Raw genomic sequence first — 20,051 nt, 5'->3', positions numbered from 1 at the left:
AACCCATTTCCTTGCGCCAGACAGACTGCAAACCCATTCACCCTTATCCCTATTGCAAACACACGCATTTCGCGCCACAAAACGCCCCATTTCATCGCGTGAAATGAGCCAAATCATTCCATAAAATCACTGAGATTACAACCACTTGTGAATCAAACCCTTAGACAACAAGTTTATAAACGCGAGAAGCAGGGATTCAGATGACACACCTGATCCCCGCTTCTTCATGATTCACTCAAATTTACAAAAGTCTTATTTATCTGCTATCAAACTAACAGCAAAGCCTCCACCGCGAGCCATTGTGAGTTTCAGCGTGTCGCCACGCTTCACAATTTTCTTTGTGATACGATAGGCTGCAGGGTTCTTTTCATAGTCGGCATTGGGCGCATCTGCATAGATTGTACATGCATACTTACGGCCTTTATCCAAGAAGTCGAGCTTAATCGTACTCTGATGTCCGTTCTGATCGCACTTGCCTCCAATGAACCAGTTGTTCGTTCCCTTTGCTTTTCGGGCCACAGTAATATATTGTGCCGGCTCAGCTTCAAGGTATTTAGAGTCATCCCAGTCACAAGCTACGTCGCGAATAAACTGGAACGCATCGTCATACTTCTCGTAATTCTCAGGCAAGTCGGCTGCCATCTGGAGTGGACTATACATCGTTAGGTAGAGCGCGAGTTGCCCAACAAGCGTTGTATGTACGTAACTTTGGTTGTTACACCACTTATTTAACTTCGTCTCTAATATGCCGGGAGTGTAATCCATGGGGCCCCCTTGCAAACGAGTAAAGGGTAATATCACCGTGTGATAAGGCTCACTGCCGCCAAACGCCTCATATTCCGTACCACGAGCACTTTCATTTCCAACAAGGTTTGGATAGGTACGGCAAAGTCCTGTGGGTCGAACCGCCTCATGAGCATTGACCATGATGTGATGTTTTGCAGCCTCTTTAACGCAATGAAGATAGTGGTTAATCATGCTTTGGCTGTAATGATATTCGCCACGTGGAATGATATCGCCTACATATCCGCTTTTAACGGCGTCATAACCATACTTGTTCATGAGCTCATAGGCTTTCTCCATGCGACGTTCATAGTTTGCAGTGCTGGCTGAGGTCTCATGATGCATCATGAGTTTTACACCTTTTTTATGTGCATATTCATTAAGATATTTGATATCAAAGTCAGGATATGGCGTCACAAAATCAAACACATCTTCCTTCCAATGGCCAAACCAGTCTTCCCAACCGATGTTCCATCCTTCGACAAGTACTTGCTGAAGTCCGTTCTTTGCGGCAAAATCGATGTAACGTTTCACGTTGGCTGTGTTCGCCGGATGAAGTCCATTAGGCTTCACTTTCGTGTAATCTGTCTCACCAATATGCACCGAAGGGAGGTCAAAAGTGTAACTCCATGGCTTGCCACCTGCTATCATTTCCCACCAAACTCCACAATATTTTGTTGGGTGAATCCAGCTGGTATCGGTCAACTTACAAGGCTCGTTAAGATTCAAAATGAGGTTACTTGCCAACATTTGACGGGCATCATCGCTGACAATCACCGTGCGCCAAGGCGTATTAAAGGGTGTTTGCACATAGGCTTTATTGCCTACTGCGTCGGGCGTTAGCCAGCTTTCAAACACCATATTCTTATCATCGAGGTCAAGATGCATGGCAGGATAGTTCACCAAAGCAGCCTCATGAAGATTGATATAGAGTCCATCGGCCGTCTTCATCTGTAGAGATGTCTGCACGCCTGTAGGCGAAAATTGAGTTTGAGAGGAGTTATCGGTGATGGCAGCCTTCATCCTTTGGCGAATCTCCGATAGCTTACTGATTTGTGTTTCGTATTCCTGTGTGTCATAATCTCCAGGAATCCAGTAGGCAGTATGGTCTCCTGCCATGGCAAACTGCGTGTGTTCACGCTTCACAATGAAATAGTTGAGCTCGTTTTGCTGTGGAAATTCATAGCGCAATCCCATGCCATCATTGTATACACGGAATCGAATCACGATGTTTCTCTTACTACTTGGCTGGTTAAGATCTATTTCTAATTCGTTATAATGATTGCGAATCGTGGCTGTTTCGCCCCAAACGGGCTTCCAAGTTTCGTCAAATGTAGACACCTTATGACAGGTTTCGTTGAATCCTGCCAATAGATCGGTTTCGTTCATCCCCTTACTTGCGTGCTTATCGCGCTTGAGTTCGAGTCCTAATTCCGATTGCTTTATAACGGGTTTATGCTTATAATCTAACGTATACGTAGGCACACCACCCTCTTTTAAGGCAAAAGTGAGGACGACATTCCCATCGGGTGACTTCACTGTTTGTGCCTTAACGTTCGGTGAAAGCATGAGGAGGATTGCTCCAAGAGCAATGCTGTTCTTGATTCGTTTCATATCTTTTGATTATTGTTTCCTAATTACATTTCAGTAAGTTCAACTCTCTTTTGTAAAGCACAACACTGGCTTTACATTGAAAATGAACAATCATTTATCCTTTATCGTAGGCAGAAGATACCATAACAAGCCTATGGCTATCTCTGCTATTGAGTGATAACTATATTATTTTCTATTGAGATGTCAACGACTTTTCATTGCTTTCGTCAGATGAATCACCTTGCATGCATGTGGCGCAAGCATCACTTGATAGGCCTCATCGGGTCGTTCGTCAGTGTGTTTCCACATGTCTCTGATGTGCCATTTGCCTTTTAAGCCGAGCTGATGAAAGTCTATTTGTCTTACTTGGGGCATGTCTTCGCGATTGAAAAAGCCTATAATCCAACTGCCATCTGTAAGCTTTCCAGCCCAAATCTGACTGCGAACATCGTGGTGATCAACGGATAAAGGCTTGCCGACAAAACGCTCTTTGTTGAGTCGAAGCAGTTCTTTATTCTGATAAAACGACACGCGATTGCCTATCGACGAAGGGCGATCAGCCACTGCAATGGGGCCACCGGCGAGCAATTGTAACGAGATTACGCTCTCCATTTCATTGGCATTGGCAAACGTATTGAGTCGAGTGAAATCACCATCTAAGATGATTTTGTCCCTGCCTGATAGCGAAGACCAATAGATAAAGCCATCAAACATGTTGTCATAATTGGGCCATGTGGGAAAGAACTGACCGCGATGAGCCGCTGAAAAGTGCTTCCAGCCACCATCACCTGTGTCGGCTACAACCCTAATCATATTGCCATAACGCGCTTCAAGCATAGCTTTCTCATAGAGATGTGGCATCACCAACGACGTGAAAACACCGTATTTACGGGCTGCTTCACAGATATATTGCAATGCCAACGCATAGGAATCACGACCATATCCACGGCCAACGCGACCCATATTTCGGTCAAAACCATCTTCATACCAACTCAGAAAATCCATCCGAATGAAGTCAACACCAAGGTCATGATAGTGTTTGAAGAAGCCATCTATATAGGCTTTGGCTCCCGGACGCGTAGCAACGACCCACGAAAACCAGCGATCTGTTGTGTCCTTATGAAGCACCTTGTCGCTCGAACGATAACGAAGATCGCCAATAGTAACATCTTTTGTGCCCCTGACATGAACCGAATCGTCGCCATGAATCCATAGAGGATTGTCATAAACACCCACTTTCAACCCCTTAGCCTTACACTTCTTGATGAGCTCTTTGAGTGTAATGCTGCCGTAACGCGTCATATATGGCGCGCCGTTTTCAGCCAACATAGGGATAAAACCATCGGTACATATCATCTCATAACCATAGGGTTTGAGGTTCGTTGCGACCCAGTTTATAATGGAATCCCATTGAGCTTGCGTGATGTCTATATGCTGTTCACCTGTCTTTTCCTTTAACCAGCAGTGCTCATATACGCTCCAATAGAGGGGCGCTCGAAGCGAATGGTTGGCCGATAGCCTTTGATTTGTTGACGAGGAAGGCGCTCCTTCCCCGTCAATCACGTGGCCTTTAGCAGGCAAGACCACGAGAATCAAAGCAATCAATAATAACAGGTTGTATTTCATTACTATGCACCCAAGTCGTAATCTCTAAGCCTTATCAGTTTGCTTTCGTTAACTTCACAATCTTACAACCATGAGAAGGCACTGAAGCTTCTATCTTTTCACTGACCTTTCCCTCGTCTGCATGCTTCCAAAGATCACGCACTTTCCAAGTTCCTGTGAGTCCAATCTTTGAGAGTTCTAAGCTGCGTAAGGCTGTATCTGCACTGCGGTTGAAGAGTCCTATGACCCAACTTCCGTCCTTCATCTGCCCATACCACATCTCACCATCAGTGTTCCAAAGGTCTCGAGCGACTGGTTGTCCAACGAAACCATCCTTTTGTAACGCCAAGAGTTCAGCGTTTTGGAAGAATGAAAGGTCATGACCTGTCGGCATATCTGTAGCTGCAACTGGGCCACCGGCCATCAAAGGAAGTGATACAACGCTCATCTTCTCATCGTCGTTTGCATAAGAACCTATGCGAATGAAGTCGCCATCAAGACGTATTTTCTTGCGACCTGAGATCTTAGACCAGTTGACAAAGCCGTCGAAAGCAGTCTCTGAGTTTGGCCAACCGCCACGAATATTACCGCGATTGTTTTCAGAGAAGCGGAACCATCCACCCTTTAAAGCGTCTGCATCAATACGAACCATGTTGCCGGCATACTTTTCTATGATGGCATTATCTTTCAAATGAGGCATTACAAGCGATACATATACATCATATTTCTGGGCATATTTGCAAATCCATTGCATGCCACGAACATAGTTTTCGCGTCCATATCCCTTATCAATCACGTCAGTATAGTTCATGCCATCCTCGTACCAAGAGAGGAAGTCCATACGAACGAAGTGCACACCTAAGTCTGCATAGTGCTTAAAGAAGCCCTCAAAGAACTGTTCTGCGCCTGGATGTGAGGTGTTAACCCACCAGAAGTAGTCTTCTTTTTCAGGGTGAAGAACCTTATCTGTCTTAGGATTGAAGCGCAAACTACTAACCTTTATCCCGTCTGTTCCAGGGATAACAGCGTCTCCATTGTCGTAATGCAGCCAGAAAGGACTATCATAAACGCCGAGCTTTAAGCCTTTTGCGCTCAACTTTGCAACGATATCTGAGAGACGAACTTCAGGAGAGCTGTTGTCTTTCTGGGTGTGACTATAACGTGTCATATAGCCATTCTCACCACTCATCGATGCAAAACCATCGGTCACAAGCATGTCATAACCATAAGGTTTGAGGTTAGTGGCTACATAATCAATGGCTGTATCCCAATCGTTGGGAGTGAAAATGTTAGGGAAAGACCTTGCTTGTTCCTGGTCATACAGGTTGCCATAGAGACTCCAATAAAGCGGAGCATAGTCCATTCCGGGTTTTTCGGCAACAGGAGTAAGCCCAATTGTCGGATCAGTTTTATCCACTGAAAGGTCACTTGTGACGTCCCATTCGTTGCTGTTACAGCCAGAAAGCAATGTTGCGAAAGCCAAACTGGCAAGAATATACTTTTTCATTTCTTTTCGTTTTGTTTGAATTGTAAGGGAGAAAGGCTGTGCAGTGTCTCATGAAAAGGGGCAAAACCTCTCTCTACTAAATACGTTCTGTATATCAAGCACCAAGATATTCAACCTTAATCTTATGTATTGTCATGTCTACAGTGACCTTATACTTACCGGCTTTCTCTACCTTCCACTTGTTATCGGGTGTGCCTTTGTCATCACTTCCATAAACAATGTCGGCAACAGAAGCACCATGTTCGTTGATGACAGCACCGCTTTCCTTAGCCAAGAACCAAGGCTTTGAACCACTGAAGCCGTCTTTGTTGGGGGTGAACTTCAGCTCACCAACCTTCAATTCGCCTTCAAACGTAAACAGATGGTCACCAGACTTTGTCATGGTTACAGGGTTTTCAGCCGACCATCCGGCACTCGTTGCATCACCAATCATATAGAGAACTTTCGTATCCCATTCAGTAACAACAGGAATATTTGGGTCAAAGTGGGCCACGGTTATCTTCTTATTAGTCAGGTCGAAGACAAGTTTATAGACACCAGCTTCGGTTACTTTCCACTTATTATCCTCGCCGCCTTTCACCATTCCGTCTTTAGAAACGCCCTCATGGTTAAGGGTTACGCCTGCTTCGGGAGCCTGAAGATAGTTAGACCAGGCTGGAATGTCGGTCTGATCAAAGGCAACTTTGAACTCGCCTTCTTTCAAAACACCTTCATAAGTGAATTGAAGTGGGTTGTCAGATGTCTTTTGGAACTTCTCCATCACCGCTGGGTCATTGTTCCATCCCCATGGCGTTGCATCACCAATAAACGTGAGCCATGCTGAAGTGAGAGGCTTTTCAGGTTCTGCACCCTCATATTTTACCTCAATCTTTCGTGTCTTTAAGTCGAGTGAAAGCTGATAGATTCCAGCCTTAGTCACCTTCCATTTCAAATCGTCTCCACCCTTACGGATGTCTATTCCGTCTTTAGCTACACCATTAGCACTAATCTCTGTGTTGGCAGCCGGAGCGTAAATGAACAGTCCTCCCCAATCACCTTTAGACAAAGGGAACTTCATTTCGCCCGCCTTCAACACGCCATGATAAGTGAAAACATATTTATTTGAAGCGTCACGGGTTAGTTCAAACGGGTCGCTTATATTCCAACCTACGGGTGAAGCATCGCCAACCATGTAGACATGGTCTACCTTTAACGGCAACTCTTCATCGATAATGACGATATCTTTGTCGTCTTTGCATGACTGAAACAGCATTGGCATGAAGACCGCTGCAAACAGAATCAATCCATATTTGAATAGTTTTTTCATATCACAAAAGTTTAGTTGTTTTTATTTCTTAGTGAAGTAGTGAAGTGATTTAGGTCATTTTATCGTGTGATTTGTACCATTTCATCGCGCAATTTGCGCCATTTTATCGTACAATTTGCATGAAATCATAGCCTCGTTGACGAGGGATTGGCTCACACAGAGCCTACCTCTCTCTGTCTCAGAAACTTACTTCAAAACATCATGTGTGTGTGTTTATTATCTCGCGGATTCGTAACCAGGATTCTGAACGAGGTGTTTGTTGGCACCAAGGATATCAGGATGCAATGGGAAAATCAGCGTGTGATTGTCTGCATCGGCATCTTTGTCCCACCAAGAGTCAAGGAATTTGCCGAAGCGGATAAGGTCAACACGGCGCCGTCCCTCTGCAAAGAACTCACGACCCCATTCATTCAACATCTCTTTCATATCGAGATGAGCACTTCCTTCGGGTACATAGAGCGCCGTAGCCCAGTCGGTTGACGGATAGTTGCGCTTGCGAACACTGTTCAAAAGCTTAGCAGCAGTGACCGCATCTCCCTTGCGAAGTTTGCACTCTGCAAGGCTATAGATAATCTCTGGCAGGCGAATCTCGGCATAATCTGACTGCGTCTGGCCTGCATCTCCATCGGGATAGAGAGGATATTTCACGAACATCCACCCAGAGTTATCATCCCCGTTTTCGAGTTTACTGTCGCCCGATGCGAGCCATCTATCACCATCCATGCCACCAAAACGACCCACAGCATCGCGCAAGTCGAGTACAAACTTGCTGTTATGGTCCATTAAATACTGAGTATGTCCCTCATCATCGGTGTACTGAATCTTGCCATATACGAACATACCTTCACGCTGACTGTTGCCTAAGTTGCGGTATTTCTTCAGACGAACATCTGATGGATAGTCCTTGAAACGGGCGATAGGCATACCCAATTCGAAATGATATGGAGTGCCATCTGAATTGAAACTGGGTGAACAAGAGTATTTAATGTTGTGGCCACCAGCCTTGTTTTTCTTGTCATGTAGCCACTCGTTAGACTTTGCAGGGACTGTCCACATGTACATATCTGCCGAATAATGCCAGTGAGAATAACCCGGAGCACCAGGGAAAGCGAAGATAACTTCATCGCAAGTTTCGTTGTTCCAGTCGAAAGCGGCATCCCAACGGTCGGCCACTTTGTAAACACCATATTTGCCATCAAGGATATCTTGTGCCACCTTTTCACAGTCGTTGAAACGCTCTCTGCCTATATAGGGCTTTGAATTGAGGTAAAGGCGCACGAGCAATGAAGCCGCACCAGCTTGTGTCCACTCGCCTTCGAGATTCTGATTACCGCCGAGTGAGGTCTTCTTTGATAGCTCAGGAATAGCTTCTTTAAGTTCTGTTTCGATGAAATCGTAAACTTTTTGAGGTTCAACCTGACCCTCAGAATTCTTTGAAGTGTCATAATAGCTAACCGCAAGTGGCACATTTCTGAACGCATCGAGCAATCGAAGATAGAACCAAGCACGCAGAACGCGGTTCTGAGCCTTTAGGTTATTGAACTCAGCTTCACTGAAACCAAACTGCCGGGCAGAGCGTTTCTCCAAGTCTTCTATCACGAGATTAGCTTGCATTATGCCTTGAAAGCAGCCGTTATATTCGCTTTGTGCCTCTCCGTTTGTAGTCAACCACTGGTGTCGATGCAGTCGAGCCCAGCGACCACCATCATCCCACCAGTCCTCACGTGTAGGCGTTATGAGCTGATCGGCAGTCTCTTCATTGAGTACTTGACGGCTTTGTATGCTCCAATATCCATGCTCAAAAGGACGTAAGACAGCACGAATAACATCTTCCTTTGTATTATAATAGTTGCCAGAGGCTACCTGGTCGTAAAGTGTTTCGTCCAGATTGGTGCAACTGGATAGGCCAGAAGCCGCCAGTAAAGCACTTGCCACATAAATAAAAGTCTTTCTCATATTGAAATGAAAATAATAGGTTCGTAGTTTATTAGAAATCAATTTGCATACCAATCATAAACTGACGGGTAGATGGGAAGTAAGTACGTGAACCCGTAGCACCAGGATTTAACCCATTCAACTGATAGTTAGAAGGGTCTATTCCCGAGAACTTTGTGATGGTGAATAGGTTGCTTGCCGTTGCATAAAGACGTATAGCATCAACGTATTTCTTATTCAAATTCAACGTATATCCAAGGTTTATAGACGATAATTTGAGGTAATCGCCCGGCTCAAGGAAGTAATCACAGACGATAGGATTCTGCGAAATGATCTTGTTTTTGCTATAAGCCTTGTCCATAACATTGCCTTGGAAGTTCTTCGTTCCATAGTAGAAATCGTGAATATTGAAGATATCAAAGCCCAAAGCTGTTTGGAAGAACAACGAGAGGTCAATGTTTTTGTAACGGAAAGTGTGGGTCATTGAACCTGTAAACTTAGGAAGTCCGTTGCCAAGGAACTGGCGATCATCGTCTGTTGCATTATCTGCGAGCACCTTATCTCCTTCTTTGTCATAGACAATCCATCGGCCTTGTGGGTCTACTCCGGCATACTTTAGCATATAGAAACTACCGATACGACGTCCCTTTTCGATACGTTGTAGCGTGTGGAATGGGTATGGATCCTGTGGACTTTCTACGTCATAATAGTCTTGTCCCTCAAAGTTGTTGTTGCTAAAGCTAACAAACTTGTTGCTCATTGTAGCGCCAATGACATTCAAAGAGTAACTGAAGTCCTTGGTCTTTATAGCATTCCATGTGATATCGAACTCGAAACCACTGTTGCTCATGGTACCAACGTTGACAAAAGTCTGGTCAAACAAGTAAGGAGGGATAGACACTTTATAGTCTCCCAAGAGGTCTTGTTGCTTACGATTATAGTAGTTGAACGAACCAAAAAGCTTGCCACCGAAGAGTGTCCAGTCAAGACCAATGTTCCAGTTCTTGCCTTTCTCCCAACGAAGATTAGGGTTAACGTTCTTTCCTGGGCCCCAAACCTGGTAATACTTACCATTATATATATAGTAGCCGAAGCCCGACATAGTGTTCAAAGACTTATAACTATCGAAGTTTTGATTACCAGTTACGCCGTAGTCTGCACGCAGTTTAAGGTCTGTAAGCCAGCTCTTTGTCTCCTGCATAAAGGGTTCATCCGAGATACGCCAACCGAAAGAAACAGCTGGAAAGTTACCCCACTTGTAGTTCTTACCAAACTTTGATGAGCCCTCATGACGCAAAGAAGCTGTCATCATGTAGCGACCTTTCCAGTCATAGCTAACGCGTCCGAAGAAAGCGATAAGCTTATTGTCGTTCATATAAGAGCCCATGTCGACCTCACCCTCGTCTTTTGCAAACGTACCTGAACCGAGATTGTTGTCTTCCAAAGCATCATTGGGGAAGTCTTTATTGCTTGCATTCAACCCCGAATACTTGTTATATTGATACGAGTAGCCTGCCATGACCTTTACATTATGGTCACCAAACGAGTTACTATAATTCGTTATCCACTCTAAACTGTGTAAAGAAGATTTGGAGTAATCCTGAGATGCCTCACCCGTTCGACCTGATTCAATAGCTAAAGTGCTGGTAGAAGGGCGGAACCATTGATTGTAATTGTCATACTGATGGTCTGCAAACGTGAGCTGAGTTGTCAGTACTTGCTTACCGGGATTGGTCAAAAGAAGTGGGAAAAGATTGAGTTTTATCGTACCATCCCAGTCTAACAGCTTCGTTGTTCCCGTATGCTTTTCTAACTTTTCCATTTCAACAGGGTTGTAACCTGCCATCTGTCCTTTGAAGTTATAATATAAGTTTGGCTGACGAGGGTCCATGATTGGCGTCGTAGGATTAGCCTCAATAGCGTTTCGGAAGACGTCCCACTGCGCACCTTTTCTATATGCTATACGTGGCGCTACATTGGCATTGAAGGTAAACAAGCCACTCTTCGTGGTATGGTTTATAGAGAAACGTGCGCCATATTCTTGGCGACCAGAGTATCTATCAACACCCTTTGCATCACGATAATCAATAGAAGCGCGATAGTTTGAACGTGCGTTTCCACCGCTTAATGTTAGTGTATGCTGCGTGCGTACACCCACTCTACTTACTTCTTTCAGCCAATCTGTCGAAGCACCAAGGTCATAACCAATACCAGAAGCCAATCGATTCGCACGATATTCATCGGCATTTAACATGTCAAGTTCATGCTTAATAACATCAAAAGATACGTTACCATTGTAAGAAGTATGCAGCACTCCATCGCGTTCTCCCTTTTTAGTTGTGACAAGAATCACACCATTTGAACCACGCGTTCCATAGATAGCACTGGCTGCTCCGTCTTTAAGTATGTCGAAACTCTCAATGTCATTGGGGTTAAGATTCGTCAAATTACCCCCTACAACACCGTCAATTACGATCAAAGGACCAAGCCCTGCAGCACGTGAAGAGACTCCACGTATCTGAATACTTGCCTCATTATTCGGGTCACCTGCACCCGTATTGGTAATTGAAACGCCAGGAACCTTACCCTGAATCATCATGGAAGGGTCTACACTTGCCACACGAGTGAAGTCCTTAGATGACACATGTGACACCGCAGAAGTAAGCTCTTTCTTGTCCATAGTGCCATAACCTATCACGACAACTTCACCGAGATTAGCAGCATCATCAACAAGTTTCACGTCGAGTTTTCCACGTCCATTCAACGCAATTGTCTGTGTTTTATACCCTAAATATGAAATCTTTAAGGCGGCGTTTCCATTCTTAACTTTCAACTTGTAAGCACCTTCGATGTCGGTAACCGTACCATTTTGTGTACCGTTCTCTACAACGCTGGCACCGATAATAGGCTCTCCGTTGGCGTCTTTCACAACACCTTCAACAGAGAATGCATTCTGTGCAACTCCTATAAGAGGTATGCACATCATGAAAAGAATAACAAGAAGTCTACTTGTTAATCGGTTGTTAGAATTCAGCATAATCTTAAATTTAGGTTTCTTTTAATTTACTTTTTCGCAAAGATAATGTATTTTGAACCTCAATCTGCTTGTTAGTAGGGTGCAAGTAGATTGTAACGAAATCATTATTTGCATAAAGTGTTGATTCTCTTGATATTATAAAATTTATTAAATTCATTCAAGTAGAACAACAGAATATAATAGATTTCATTACTTTTGCTATAAAATGACCAAATCATTTGTTTGAATAACAAATAAGAGACATTATATAATGCACAACAAACTAATGCTATTGACATGCTTACTCATGGGATTTCTCCCCATGAAGGCAGTAGTTAATGACCATCTTATCGACCGATTGGATAGCATATTAAAGCTCCAATCTCTGCAAATTGAAGGCAAAGAACGAGAAATAAAGACGCTAAAGACAAGATTAAATCACGAGAGAAATGGACTCCAAAAGCTTCAACTCTGCGACCAACTTTACGAAGCTTACCATGTGTTTCAATTTGATTCAGCCATGACTTACGTAGAAAAGGGACTGCAACTTGCCAATAATTTACATAATAAAACCTATTATGCCGATAACCTTATTCATAAGGCTGAACTGCTGGCTATCGGCGGATTATACAGCGAGGCGCTGCAAACCATCGAACTTGTAGACACAACAGACCTCAGCAGACGACAGTTTTTCAACTATTATTTGACACATTTCCGCATCTATTCCTACTGGAGTGACTTCTGCAACGATGCCATCTATGCTCCTCGTTACCGCGAATATGCACGCACAAATCTTAGTCTTGCCATGCCTTTTCTCGACAAAACAGACCGCACTTATGAGTATTATCAGGGCGAGTATTGTGGCTATATTCTCAATAATCCAATAGAGGCACAGCAACATTATCTTAAGGCTATTGCCATGACTCCAGAGAATTCACGTGTTCATGCCATGGCATGTTTCGCCTTAGCCTGTACATATTCGGCCCCAAATGAAATCTCTCTTTACGAACGTTACATTGTAATGGCGTGCATTAGTGATGCCCGTAGTCTGACCATGGAGAACCTTGCACTGCAAGTTTTGGCCATGTATATTCTCGAACACGGCCATGGTAATCTCGACATTGCAGCCGCACAACGTTATATTAACATCTCTCTTGAGAACGCAAAGTTCTATAACAACCGCCTACGTATCCTCGAAATATCCGACCGTTTGCCTGCCATTGTCGACAGTTATCAGGCACAACTCAGTGAACGCAACACCAACTTACGCAACACTCTCTTTGCCATTTCGCTGTTGGCTGTATTCCTTATCGCTGCCGTTGGCTTTATTTTCAAACAAAACAGCCGTCTAACCCAAAGCCGACAAAAGTTACAAGAGTCCAACAACCGACTCTCTGAAATGAATAAAAGACAAGGAAGCCTCAACGAACAACTGCATGATCTCAACGAACAATTAGTCAAAACGAATAAGAAACGCGAAGGACTCGTGCGCTTATATATTGACCTTTGTTCTCGATATATCAACAGATTAAAGAAGCAACAGACGCTCGTGAAGCGAAAAATCAAGGCTAATCAGGCCCAAGAACTACTCAGTCAGCTGTCTTCCGAGCGTCTTTCCGAAGAGGATGCAGCTACATTTCTCTCGCGCTTTGACCGCGCTTTCCTCGACCTCTACCCTACCTTTCCACAAGAACTCAACGCACTTCTGCTGCCCGATTGCCAGATAATACAACCCAGTTCGCATGCAATGACAACCGAACAACGCATCATGGCACTCGTTCGTTTGGGTGTAAACGAAAGCGCAGAAATAGCAAACCTGCTCTTCTACTCCCCACAAACCATTTATAATTACAGGTCGGCTATCAAGGCAAAGGCTATACTCAAAGAGTCGTTTGAAAGCGAAGTGGCTAAGTTATGCACAGTGATTGGATAGTATTTTCGCACCAAACATCACCCAAAGCCTATCACTTTTCTTCATGATATAGAGCTATAAAATGCAGACAGCATAAGATCTTAGCGAATGATTTCTTTGCTTTTAAATGCGATGAAATGGCGATATTTTGCACAAAACACGGCAAAACTCATCAACATTGAACACAACAAAGGTCAGCATAAGCAAGCGATTGTTTACTCGTTTGCTCCACAACAAACAACAGCTTCAGCCCCGTTTCAATCTATTTCCTTTCGATAGCAGCGGTGTCTACGGTGTTGTTCGGCATCAAAATATTGCCATTCACTTTGCACAGCAGTATTCGTTTCCATCTGAGGCATAGCTTCTGCCCACTTAAAACCATAGGAATGAACACACTGAATGAGGTCTTTAAAGATGAGTGCATTAGCTCCTTTGCGCCGATATTCAGGCAAAACACCAATGAGAAGTAAGTCTACTGTGTCGGTCTTATGCCACTTTAATACACGCAACAACGGCCACCAGCCAAAGGGAAATAACCTCCCATCGCGTGTCTTTTGCAAGGCTTTAGAGAACGAAGGGAATGAAATTCCAAAGCCAATCATCTTATTATCACGCTCTTCATCGACAACCGCCGTGATGAGATTTAAGTCGGCTTTCTTGATATATTCATTCACTAAGCCACTGATTTGCCTATCAGAAAGCTCCGAAAAGCCATATAAATCCTTATAGGTTGCATTGAGAATCTCAAACAATTCGCGTCCCTTTCCGCCACGAACCAACTCTTCTCGTGTGAACTTATGGGTGCGCAGATGATATCGCGAGGCTATCATCTCTGCCACTTTCTGCATCTTTGGTGGCACAACTTCTGGGATTTTGATGCGATATTCCAAATAATCGTTGTCCTTACGGAAGCCTCCATATTGCTCAATATGACGCGGATAATACGGAAAGTTGTAGTTAATGTACATCGTAGAAAGGTGATTATACCCTTCAATAAGCATGCCTTCGCGGTCCATATCCGTGAAACCGAGTGGTCCTGCAATCTCTGTCATGCCCCGCTTACGCCCCCATTGTTCTGCCACCTGCAACAAAGCTGCCGATACTTCCTCATCATCGATGAAGTCAAACCAAGCAAAACGCACCACCTTACTATGCCATTTCTCATTGGCACGATGGTTGATAATGGCTGCTATTCGGCCCACCATACGCCCTGATTTGAATGCCATGAAATAGCAAGCATCGCAACATTCAAACGAGGGATTGCGGTCTTTGCGCAGTGTTTTCATTTCATCACCATACAAAAATGGCACAGCCTGTTTGCAATCGCGATACAAATCATAATAGAATTGAACGAATTTCCTTAAATCATTCAAGTTCCTTACTTCTTTAATCTTTATCATAGCACGCCTTTGTTACATCTATATTTTAGACTACAAAAATACCAATTATTTCTGAATTAATATTTATCTTTGCCGCAAGAATCTTCATTTTGAAGGTAAAAGATACGGATATGACAACAACAAATGACGCAAAAATAAAAACAGGTCTTGTGTTAGAAGGAGGTGCTTTGCGTGGACTCTACACGATGGGCATTGTAGATGTGCTCATCAAAAACCAGCTTCACTTCGATGGTTTGATTGGCGTTTCGGCGGGAGCTGCCTTTGGTTGCAACTACTTGAGCCGCCAACCGGGTCGTGTTTTGCGTTATAACCAGCGCTTTTCTCATGATTGGCGCTATTGCAGTCTACGCTCTTGGCTGCGCACAGGCGACCTTTTCGGGGCCGAATTTGCCTATCATCACGTGCCACAACAGCTGGACCGATTCGACTTTGAGACGTTCAAGGCCAGCCCAACCGACTTTTATATGGTCTGCACAGATGTCGAAACAGGTCGTGCTGTCTATCAAAAGGCCGAACAAGAGATGTCTATCGACGAGCTATGCGAATGGATTCGGGCCTCAGCTTCCATGCCTTTGGTGTCACGAATTGTTGAGATTGGTGGGCGAAAGCTGCTCGATGGCGGTGTGTCTGATTCGATTCCTTTGCGCTATTTCCAAGAAATTGGTTTCCAACGCAACGTGGTTATTCTCACGCAACCACGCGATTACGTGAAACAACCCACATCGTTCATGCCCTTAATGCGCCTTGCCCTGCGCAAATATCCCCACATGTTATCAGCCCTAATGCATCGACATGAGATGTATAATGCCCAACTTCGTTATCTCGAAGAGCAGGAAAAACTTGGCCAAACGCTTGTTATTGCACCAGAAAGGAAGTTGAAAATCAACCATACTTCGCATGACCCTGCAATCATGCAAGAGGTATATGACATGGGGAAACAACAGGGATTGGCCGAACTCAACCGCATAAAAGCCTTCCTCTTCGCATAAACTTGTGTTGCTCTTTGTCTTGTTCTACGCCTAAATTATCCCGTAAAAACAGGGCAACGAGGCATACATTATGCCATTTTTTGCCCCATTTTGGCGAATGATTCGCCTCGTTTCGTGTGCCCTTTGCAATCCTGCGCATGACAACCCCACAGCTATTACGCGCTTAAAGCACAACGCCAACGGCATGGAAACGCACAACTCACCCAATGCCCCCGCTCACGCCATGCGATTTACCCAATCATTTCTAAAACGAAATAAAATTGAATGATGACATGAAATCATTGCGTTAATAATTCAAAAAAGCAGGAAAAGGGATAAAAAATAAAGGTTCAGAATTAGTTTAACAAAAGCCTTCGCACAACGAGCATATTTGAAACGCAAAGTCCTCTCCCTCAAAATACCCCATGATTTTCGCGGTTTTACAACCTTCTATCAATCAAACACTTATACATATTGACTGAAAACATCGTGCAATATTACATACATTTAAGTTGTAAACTGAGTCATTTCATCGTGCGAAATGACGCATTTCATACGACAACAAACGTCATTTCATAACACAATATGAACGATTTTATTTCTAAAAACATGCAAATCAGGTGACAAAACGACGAAAATTACAACTTCTTTCACCCGAAATTGTGATTTCTTTACAATGAAATGGGCCAACCAATAGACTTTCATGAACCCATCATTTCTATTTGACGATTTCCAAACCCCCTGTTTTTTGGCCAATAAACTTTACATCTTCACACCGCACCTCCCTTCGCATTAAACTACATTTTAGGCTTAAGAAATTGTACTTCTGACACTACGCATTTTACAAAAGTTGTCCAACCACAGTAAAATCCCCTATAAATAGGGGATAAAACCGAGTGCTGAAAAAAGACTACAAGGCTCAAAAAGGCCTGTAATAAAAGCCGAAAACTTTATCTATAGACCCTATTTTTGTATGGATAACATGCGTTGTTATCTCGAAATTTATATTATATTTGCATACAAGACAACATTTATTTTTGTGCATATGGGCAGGAAGTACTTCATAAATTACACCACTGACCTGTTCGACTTCATAGAGAAGAACCGTTCAGAACTCATTAAAGAGAAACTGTTGTCTGCCTCAAAAGCACGTGAATACAGCGAGTTTGTCATCAACTATGCAGCAGCCAACGCCGCAGCTGATGTGCTTCGGTTGCGTCTTTCGCTTGAAGACATTTGGCATTGTAACCTTTCTATGTTGCGAAAGTTGGCTAAACGATTGGCTGAAGCGCCCGAGTTAAAGGCAAACAAGACCGCTAAACATTTCCAGAAACTTTGTGAAATGGTGCAGGTTCAGGCCGAAAAGGCCATGAAAGAAGACATCAAGAAGGCTGTGAAGACACGCCCTGTGCAAGACTTTTTCAATTTAGTGGCCAAGCAAGCTGGGGGTGAGCAGCTCACAACGGCTGATATAGAGTCGGTGCTTTCGATGCTTCACAGCGCGTCTTCCAACGACAATGAAGAGCTCAGAATAGCCAAAGAGCGCCCCTTCCATGGGCAAACCATAGGGCAAGACACCTGTTCTCATCCCCTTCTGGGCAAGCCATTGTCTTATTTTTCGCACCCCGACATTGATGAAGAAGACGAAGAACGTTGGCCCGAAGAACTTACTCCCGAGCATGAAGACACTGAAAACACCGATGAAATCGTTGAAAATCTCAACGTCGATGATTATGATTGGCAGAATTTTGACGGCTGGGTGGAGCACCCAATGGCCATATATAAGCCCGTGATGCACGTGTGGAAATATCGCCTTCGCATTGTTCTTGACACGATAAAACCACCGATATGGCGCGAAATTGAAGTCCCTTCGTCGATTACCTTGACTTCCATTGCGTCAATAATCCTGCTTTCTATGGGCTGGGCGGAAGAGCATTTACATCAGTTTATCATGCGAAATGGACGACAATCTACGTTTTATGCCACTTCGCTTCATGAGATAATGGAAAGCCGAATGCAACCCGAGACAAAGGATGGACGCCAATATTGCATTGCCGATCTGCTGAAACAAAAGGGCGATTCGGTTACCTTTGAATATGATTATGGTGATTGTTGGTTGCACACGGTAACGCTTTTGGCCGTCAACGAATATGGAGACGAGAAGAAAGAAGTGAGTCTTCTCGGTGGCGAACGTGCGTGTCCGCCGAATGATTGCGGTGGAGTGCCGGGCTACCAACGCCTTTGTATGCTCATGGAAAAACCTGCTTCGCCCGATGCTTTGAATGAAATGGAGTGGTTGGGCTTTAGATATGACCCCGAGTTATTCCCGCTTAAAGAAGCTCAAAAGATAGTAAAGCACTGCAACCGATAGGCGCTTTACATCATATTTTCCATAGAAAGGGTTCCTGATTACAATAAAATTTACGTTGAAAAGCCTTGCTAACAGGAGGCATTTTGGCTAAGGTTGTCTCTAAATTTTGCTTTTCCTAAGCAGATAAGAGGGATTAGATGCAGAGCAAAGTCTTTCTCCTTGACAGCCTGTTAGCATGATATTGTCAGATGATTACTGCGGATGGACCTTGCTTTTCACATATCGTTCAATGCCTTTTCGAATGGAATCGAGTCCAAATTCATTAGGATTGATTTTATCTAATGCCACCCAAAAGGCCTCAGAAGCATCGTCAGAAGCCTGTAATTTGCTATCATCGGCCACCTCACAAGCAAAGAAGAGGTCAAGAGTTGGCAGCACTACACCACTGAATTTATACCGATTGGGCAGACTGAACAAGTAGCGTAGCGATGTCACTTCAAGCCCGGTTTCCTCTTTTACCTCACGAATGACTCCCTCTTCTGCCGTTTCTTGCATATCAGCGAAGCCTCCTGGAAGGTCTAAAGTGCCGCGGGCGGGGTCGTTCTTACGCCTTACCACGAGCAGTTCTTGACGCTGATTGAAGATCAAAGCCACATTCGCGCTGCTGGGATTCATAAAGTATTCGAAGCCACAATCCTTGCATCGGCGACTCTTTTCGCTATTCACCACAAAATGAGATGAGCCACATAGTGGGCAAAAGGCCATTCGTTCTAAGAGTAACATCGTTTTGGTTATTCATTGATTAATGCTGCAATATTACGATTTTTTCGTTATCTTTGCAACTACAATGACGAAAATCATCGGAAAAATTAAATATAATCATATGAAAACAAAACACTTAATGTTAGCACTTTTGGCTTGTTTCTGTCTAACAAATGCCAAGGCTCAAACTCCCATGGAAATCAATTTGTGGCAAGGAAAGCCTGCTGTGAGCAATGGAAATGATGCAGACACGGCGAAGGTTTATGTCTACTTGCCCGATGCAAAGACTGCAACGGGGCGCGCAATTGTTATCTGTCCCGGTGGCGCTTACGCCAGATTGGCCATGAATCACGAAGGAAAAGACTGGTCAGGTTACTTAAACAACCTCGGCATTGCAGCCATTGTATTGAAATATCGCATGCCAAATGGTAACTTAGAAGTACCTATTGCCGATGCCGAAGCAGCCATTAAGCTCGTTCGCGACAATGCTTCTTTATGGCATATCAACCGAAACGACATTGGCATCATGGGCTTTTCGGCTGGTGGACACTTAGCTTCGGTCATAGCAACGCATAGCAAAGGCGATGCAAAACCAAACTTTCAGATTCTCTTCTACCCTGTCATTACGATGTTACCTGGCTATACTCATCAGCAAAGTCACGACAATTTATTAGGGAAAGATGCCCGAAAGAAGGACGAAAAAGACTACAGTAGTGACCTCCAAGTGACTCGAGTTACACCACGAGCTTTCATTGCTTTAAGTGATGATGACAAGGCCGTTATGCCCGCAAATAGCGTAAATTACTACTTAGAACTATACAGACATGACGTTCCTGCGACGCTACATGTATTCCCAAGTGGCGGACATGGCTGGGGCATTCGACCGAATTTCAAGTTCCATACGACTATGCTTCAGGAGCTAAAAGACTGGTTACAGGAGAAATAATGTTATC

The 20,051-nt window shown here is 44.0% G+C and carries 12 protein-coding genes; 4 read left to right on the top strand and 8 right to left on the bottom strand.

Annotation, left to right across the window (positions count from 1 at the left end; all coding sequences use genetic code 11):
• Window positions 1-252: 252 nt before the first annotated feature.
• From HMPREF9145_RS10605 to HMPREF9145_RS10580, 6 genes are all read right to left on the bottom strand, one after another.
• Window positions 253-2,397 carry a glycoside hydrolase family 97 protein gene (locus HMPREF9145_RS10605; RefSeq protein ID WP_021826342.1) on the bottom strand — a complete coding sequence of 715 codons (2,145 nt, stop codon included), beginning with the start codon at window positions 2,395-2,397 and terminating at the stop codon, window positions 253-255.
• A gap of 183 nt (window positions 2,398-2,580) precedes the next feature.
• Window positions 2,581-4,002 carry an alpha-galactosidase gene (locus HMPREF9145_RS10600; protein ID WP_021826395.1) on the bottom strand — a complete coding sequence of 474 codons (1,422 nt, stop codon included), beginning with the start codon at window positions 4,000-4,002 and terminating at the stop codon, window positions 2,581-2,583.
• 34 nt (window positions 4,003-4,036) lie between these two features.
• Entirely contained in the window at window positions 4,037-5,488 is a 1,452-nt protein-coding gene (locus HMPREF9145_RS10595; protein ID WP_021826299.1) for a lipoprotein, read from the bottom strand.
• Window positions 5,489-5,582: 94 nt separating this feature from the next.
• Window positions 5,583-6,794 carry a SusF/SusE family outer membrane protein gene (locus HMPREF9145_RS10590; RefSeq protein ID WP_021826365.1) on the bottom strand — a complete coding sequence of 404 codons (1,212 nt, stop codon included), beginning with the start codon at window positions 6,792-6,794 and terminating at the stop codon, window positions 5,583-5,585.
• A 216-nt stretch (window positions 6,795-7,010) separates the two neighbouring features.
• Window positions 7,011-8,750, bottom strand: coding sequence for a RagB/SusD family nutrient uptake outer membrane protein (locus tag HMPREF9145_RS10585; protein ID WP_021826285.1), 1,740 nt, complete (start codon window positions 8,748-8,750; stop codon window positions 7,011-7,013).
• A 31-nt stretch (window positions 8,751-8,781) separates the two neighbouring features.
• Window positions 8,782-11,766, bottom strand: a complete 2,985-nt coding sequence (locus HMPREF9145_RS10580) for a SusC/RagA family TonB-linked outer membrane protein (RefSeq protein WP_021826359.1) — start codon at window positions 11,764-11,766, stop codon at window positions 8,782-8,784.
• Between the two features lie 250 nt (window positions 11,767-12,016).
• On the opposite strand from HMPREF9145_RS10580, the gene HMPREF9145_RS10575 reads away from it, so the two are divergent.
• A complete protein-coding gene (locus HMPREF9145_RS10575; protein WP_021826397.1) occupies window positions 12,017-13,678 on the top strand; it encodes a DUF6377 domain-containing protein in 1,662 nt (553 codons plus the stop codon).
• A 236-nt stretch (window positions 13,679-13,914) separates the two neighbouring features.
• On the opposite strand, the gene HMPREF9145_RS10565 is transcribed toward HMPREF9145_RS10575, so the two are convergent.
• Complete coding sequence (locus tag HMPREF9145_RS10565; protein WP_021826334.1) at window positions 13,915-15,057, bottom strand: hypothetical protein; 1,143 nt, start codon at window positions 15,055-15,057, stop codon at window positions 13,915-13,917.
• Between the two features lie 110 nt (window positions 15,058-15,167).
• Here HMPREF9145_RS10565 and HMPREF9145_RS10560 point away from each other — a divergent pair, with 110 nt between their 5' ends.
• A complete protein-coding gene (locus tag HMPREF9145_RS10560) occupies window positions 15,168-16,046 on the top strand; it encodes a patatin-like phospholipase family protein (RefSeq protein WP_081697765.1) in 879 nt (292 codons plus the stop codon).
• A 1,024-nt stretch (window positions 16,047-17,070) separates the two neighbouring features.
• The gene (locus tag HMPREF9145_RS10555) at window positions 17,071-18,396 is read left to right on the top strand and encodes a plasmid pRiA4b ORF-3 family protein (protein ID WP_021826344.1); all 1,326 of its coding nucleotides are present in this window, start codon (window positions 17,071-17,073) and stop codon (window positions 18,394-18,396) included.
• Window positions 18,397-18,588: 192 nt separating this feature from the next.
• Here the strand turns inward: HMPREF9145_RS10555 and HMPREF9145_RS10550 are convergent, their stop codons facing one another.
• Window positions 18,589-19,119, bottom strand: a complete 531-nt coding sequence (locus tag HMPREF9145_RS10550) for an NUDIX domain-containing protein (RefSeq protein ID WP_036907445.1) — start codon at window positions 19,117-19,119, stop codon at window positions 18,589-18,591.
• Between the two features lie 100 nt (window positions 19,120-19,219).
• Between HMPREF9145_RS10550 and HMPREF9145_RS10545 the strand changes: the two genes are divergently transcribed.
• On the top strand, window positions 19,220-20,044 hold the full coding sequence (locus HMPREF9145_RS10545; RefSeq protein WP_394357113.1) for an alpha/beta hydrolase: 825 nt from the start codon (window positions 19,220-19,222) through the stop codon (window positions 20,042-20,044).
• Window positions 20,045-20,051 lie beyond the last annotated feature (7 nt).

The organism is Segatella salivae F0493 (assembly GCF_000477535.1).
GTDB classification, from domain to species: Bacteria; Bacteroidota; Bacteroidia; order Bacteroidales; family Bacteroidaceae; genus Prevotella; species Prevotella salivae.
The sequence above is the reverse complement of the archived record's forward strand: the minus strand, read 5'-3'. Positions and strand labels throughout refer to the sequence as shown.

Coding starts and splice junctions, on each gene's coding strand:
- HMPREF9145_RS10555 (WP_021826344.1), top strand. CDS start 17,071: ATGGGCAGGAAGTACTTCATAAATTACACCACTGACCTGTTCGACTTC.
- HMPREF9145_RS10575 (WP_021826397.1), top strand. CDS start 12,017: ATGCACAACAAACTAATGCTATTGACATGCTTACTCATGGGATTTCTC.
- HMPREF9145_RS10580 (WP_021826359.1), bottom strand. CDS start 11,766: ATGCTGAATTCTAACAACCGATTAACAAGTAGACTTCTTGTTATTCTT.
- HMPREF9145_RS10560 (WP_081697765.1), top strand. CDS start 15,168: ATGACAACAACAAATGACGCAAAAATAAAAACAGGTCTTGTGTTAGAA.
- HMPREF9145_RS10565 (WP_021826334.1), bottom strand. CDS start 15,057: ATGATAAAGATTAAAGAAGTAAGGAACTTGAATGATTTAAGGAAATTC.
- HMPREF9145_RS10585 (WP_021826285.1), bottom strand. CDS start 8,750: ATGAGAAAGACTTTTATTTATGTGGCAAGTGCTTTACTGGCGGCTTCT.
- HMPREF9145_RS10605 (WP_021826342.1), bottom strand. CDS start 2,397: ATGAAACGAATCAAGAACAGCATTGCTCTTGGAGCAATCCTCCTCATG.
- HMPREF9145_RS10600 (WP_021826395.1), bottom strand. CDS start 4,002: ATGAAATACAACCTGTTATTATTGATTGCTTTGATTCTCGTGGTCTTG.
- HMPREF9145_RS10545 (WP_394357113.1), top strand. CDS start 19,220: ATGAAAACAAAACACTTAATGTTAGCACTTTTGGCTTGTTTCTGTCTA.
- HMPREF9145_RS10595 (WP_021826299.1), bottom strand. CDS start 5,488: ATGAAAAAGTATATTCTTGCCAGTTTGGCTTTCGCAACATTGCTTTCT.
- HMPREF9145_RS10590 (WP_021826365.1), bottom strand. CDS start 6,794: ATGAAAAAACTATTCAAATATGGATTGATTCTGTTTGCAGCGGTCTTC.
- HMPREF9145_RS10550 (WP_036907445.1), bottom strand. CDS start 19,119: ATGTTACTCTTAGAACGAATGGCCTTTTGCCCACTATGTGGCTCATCT.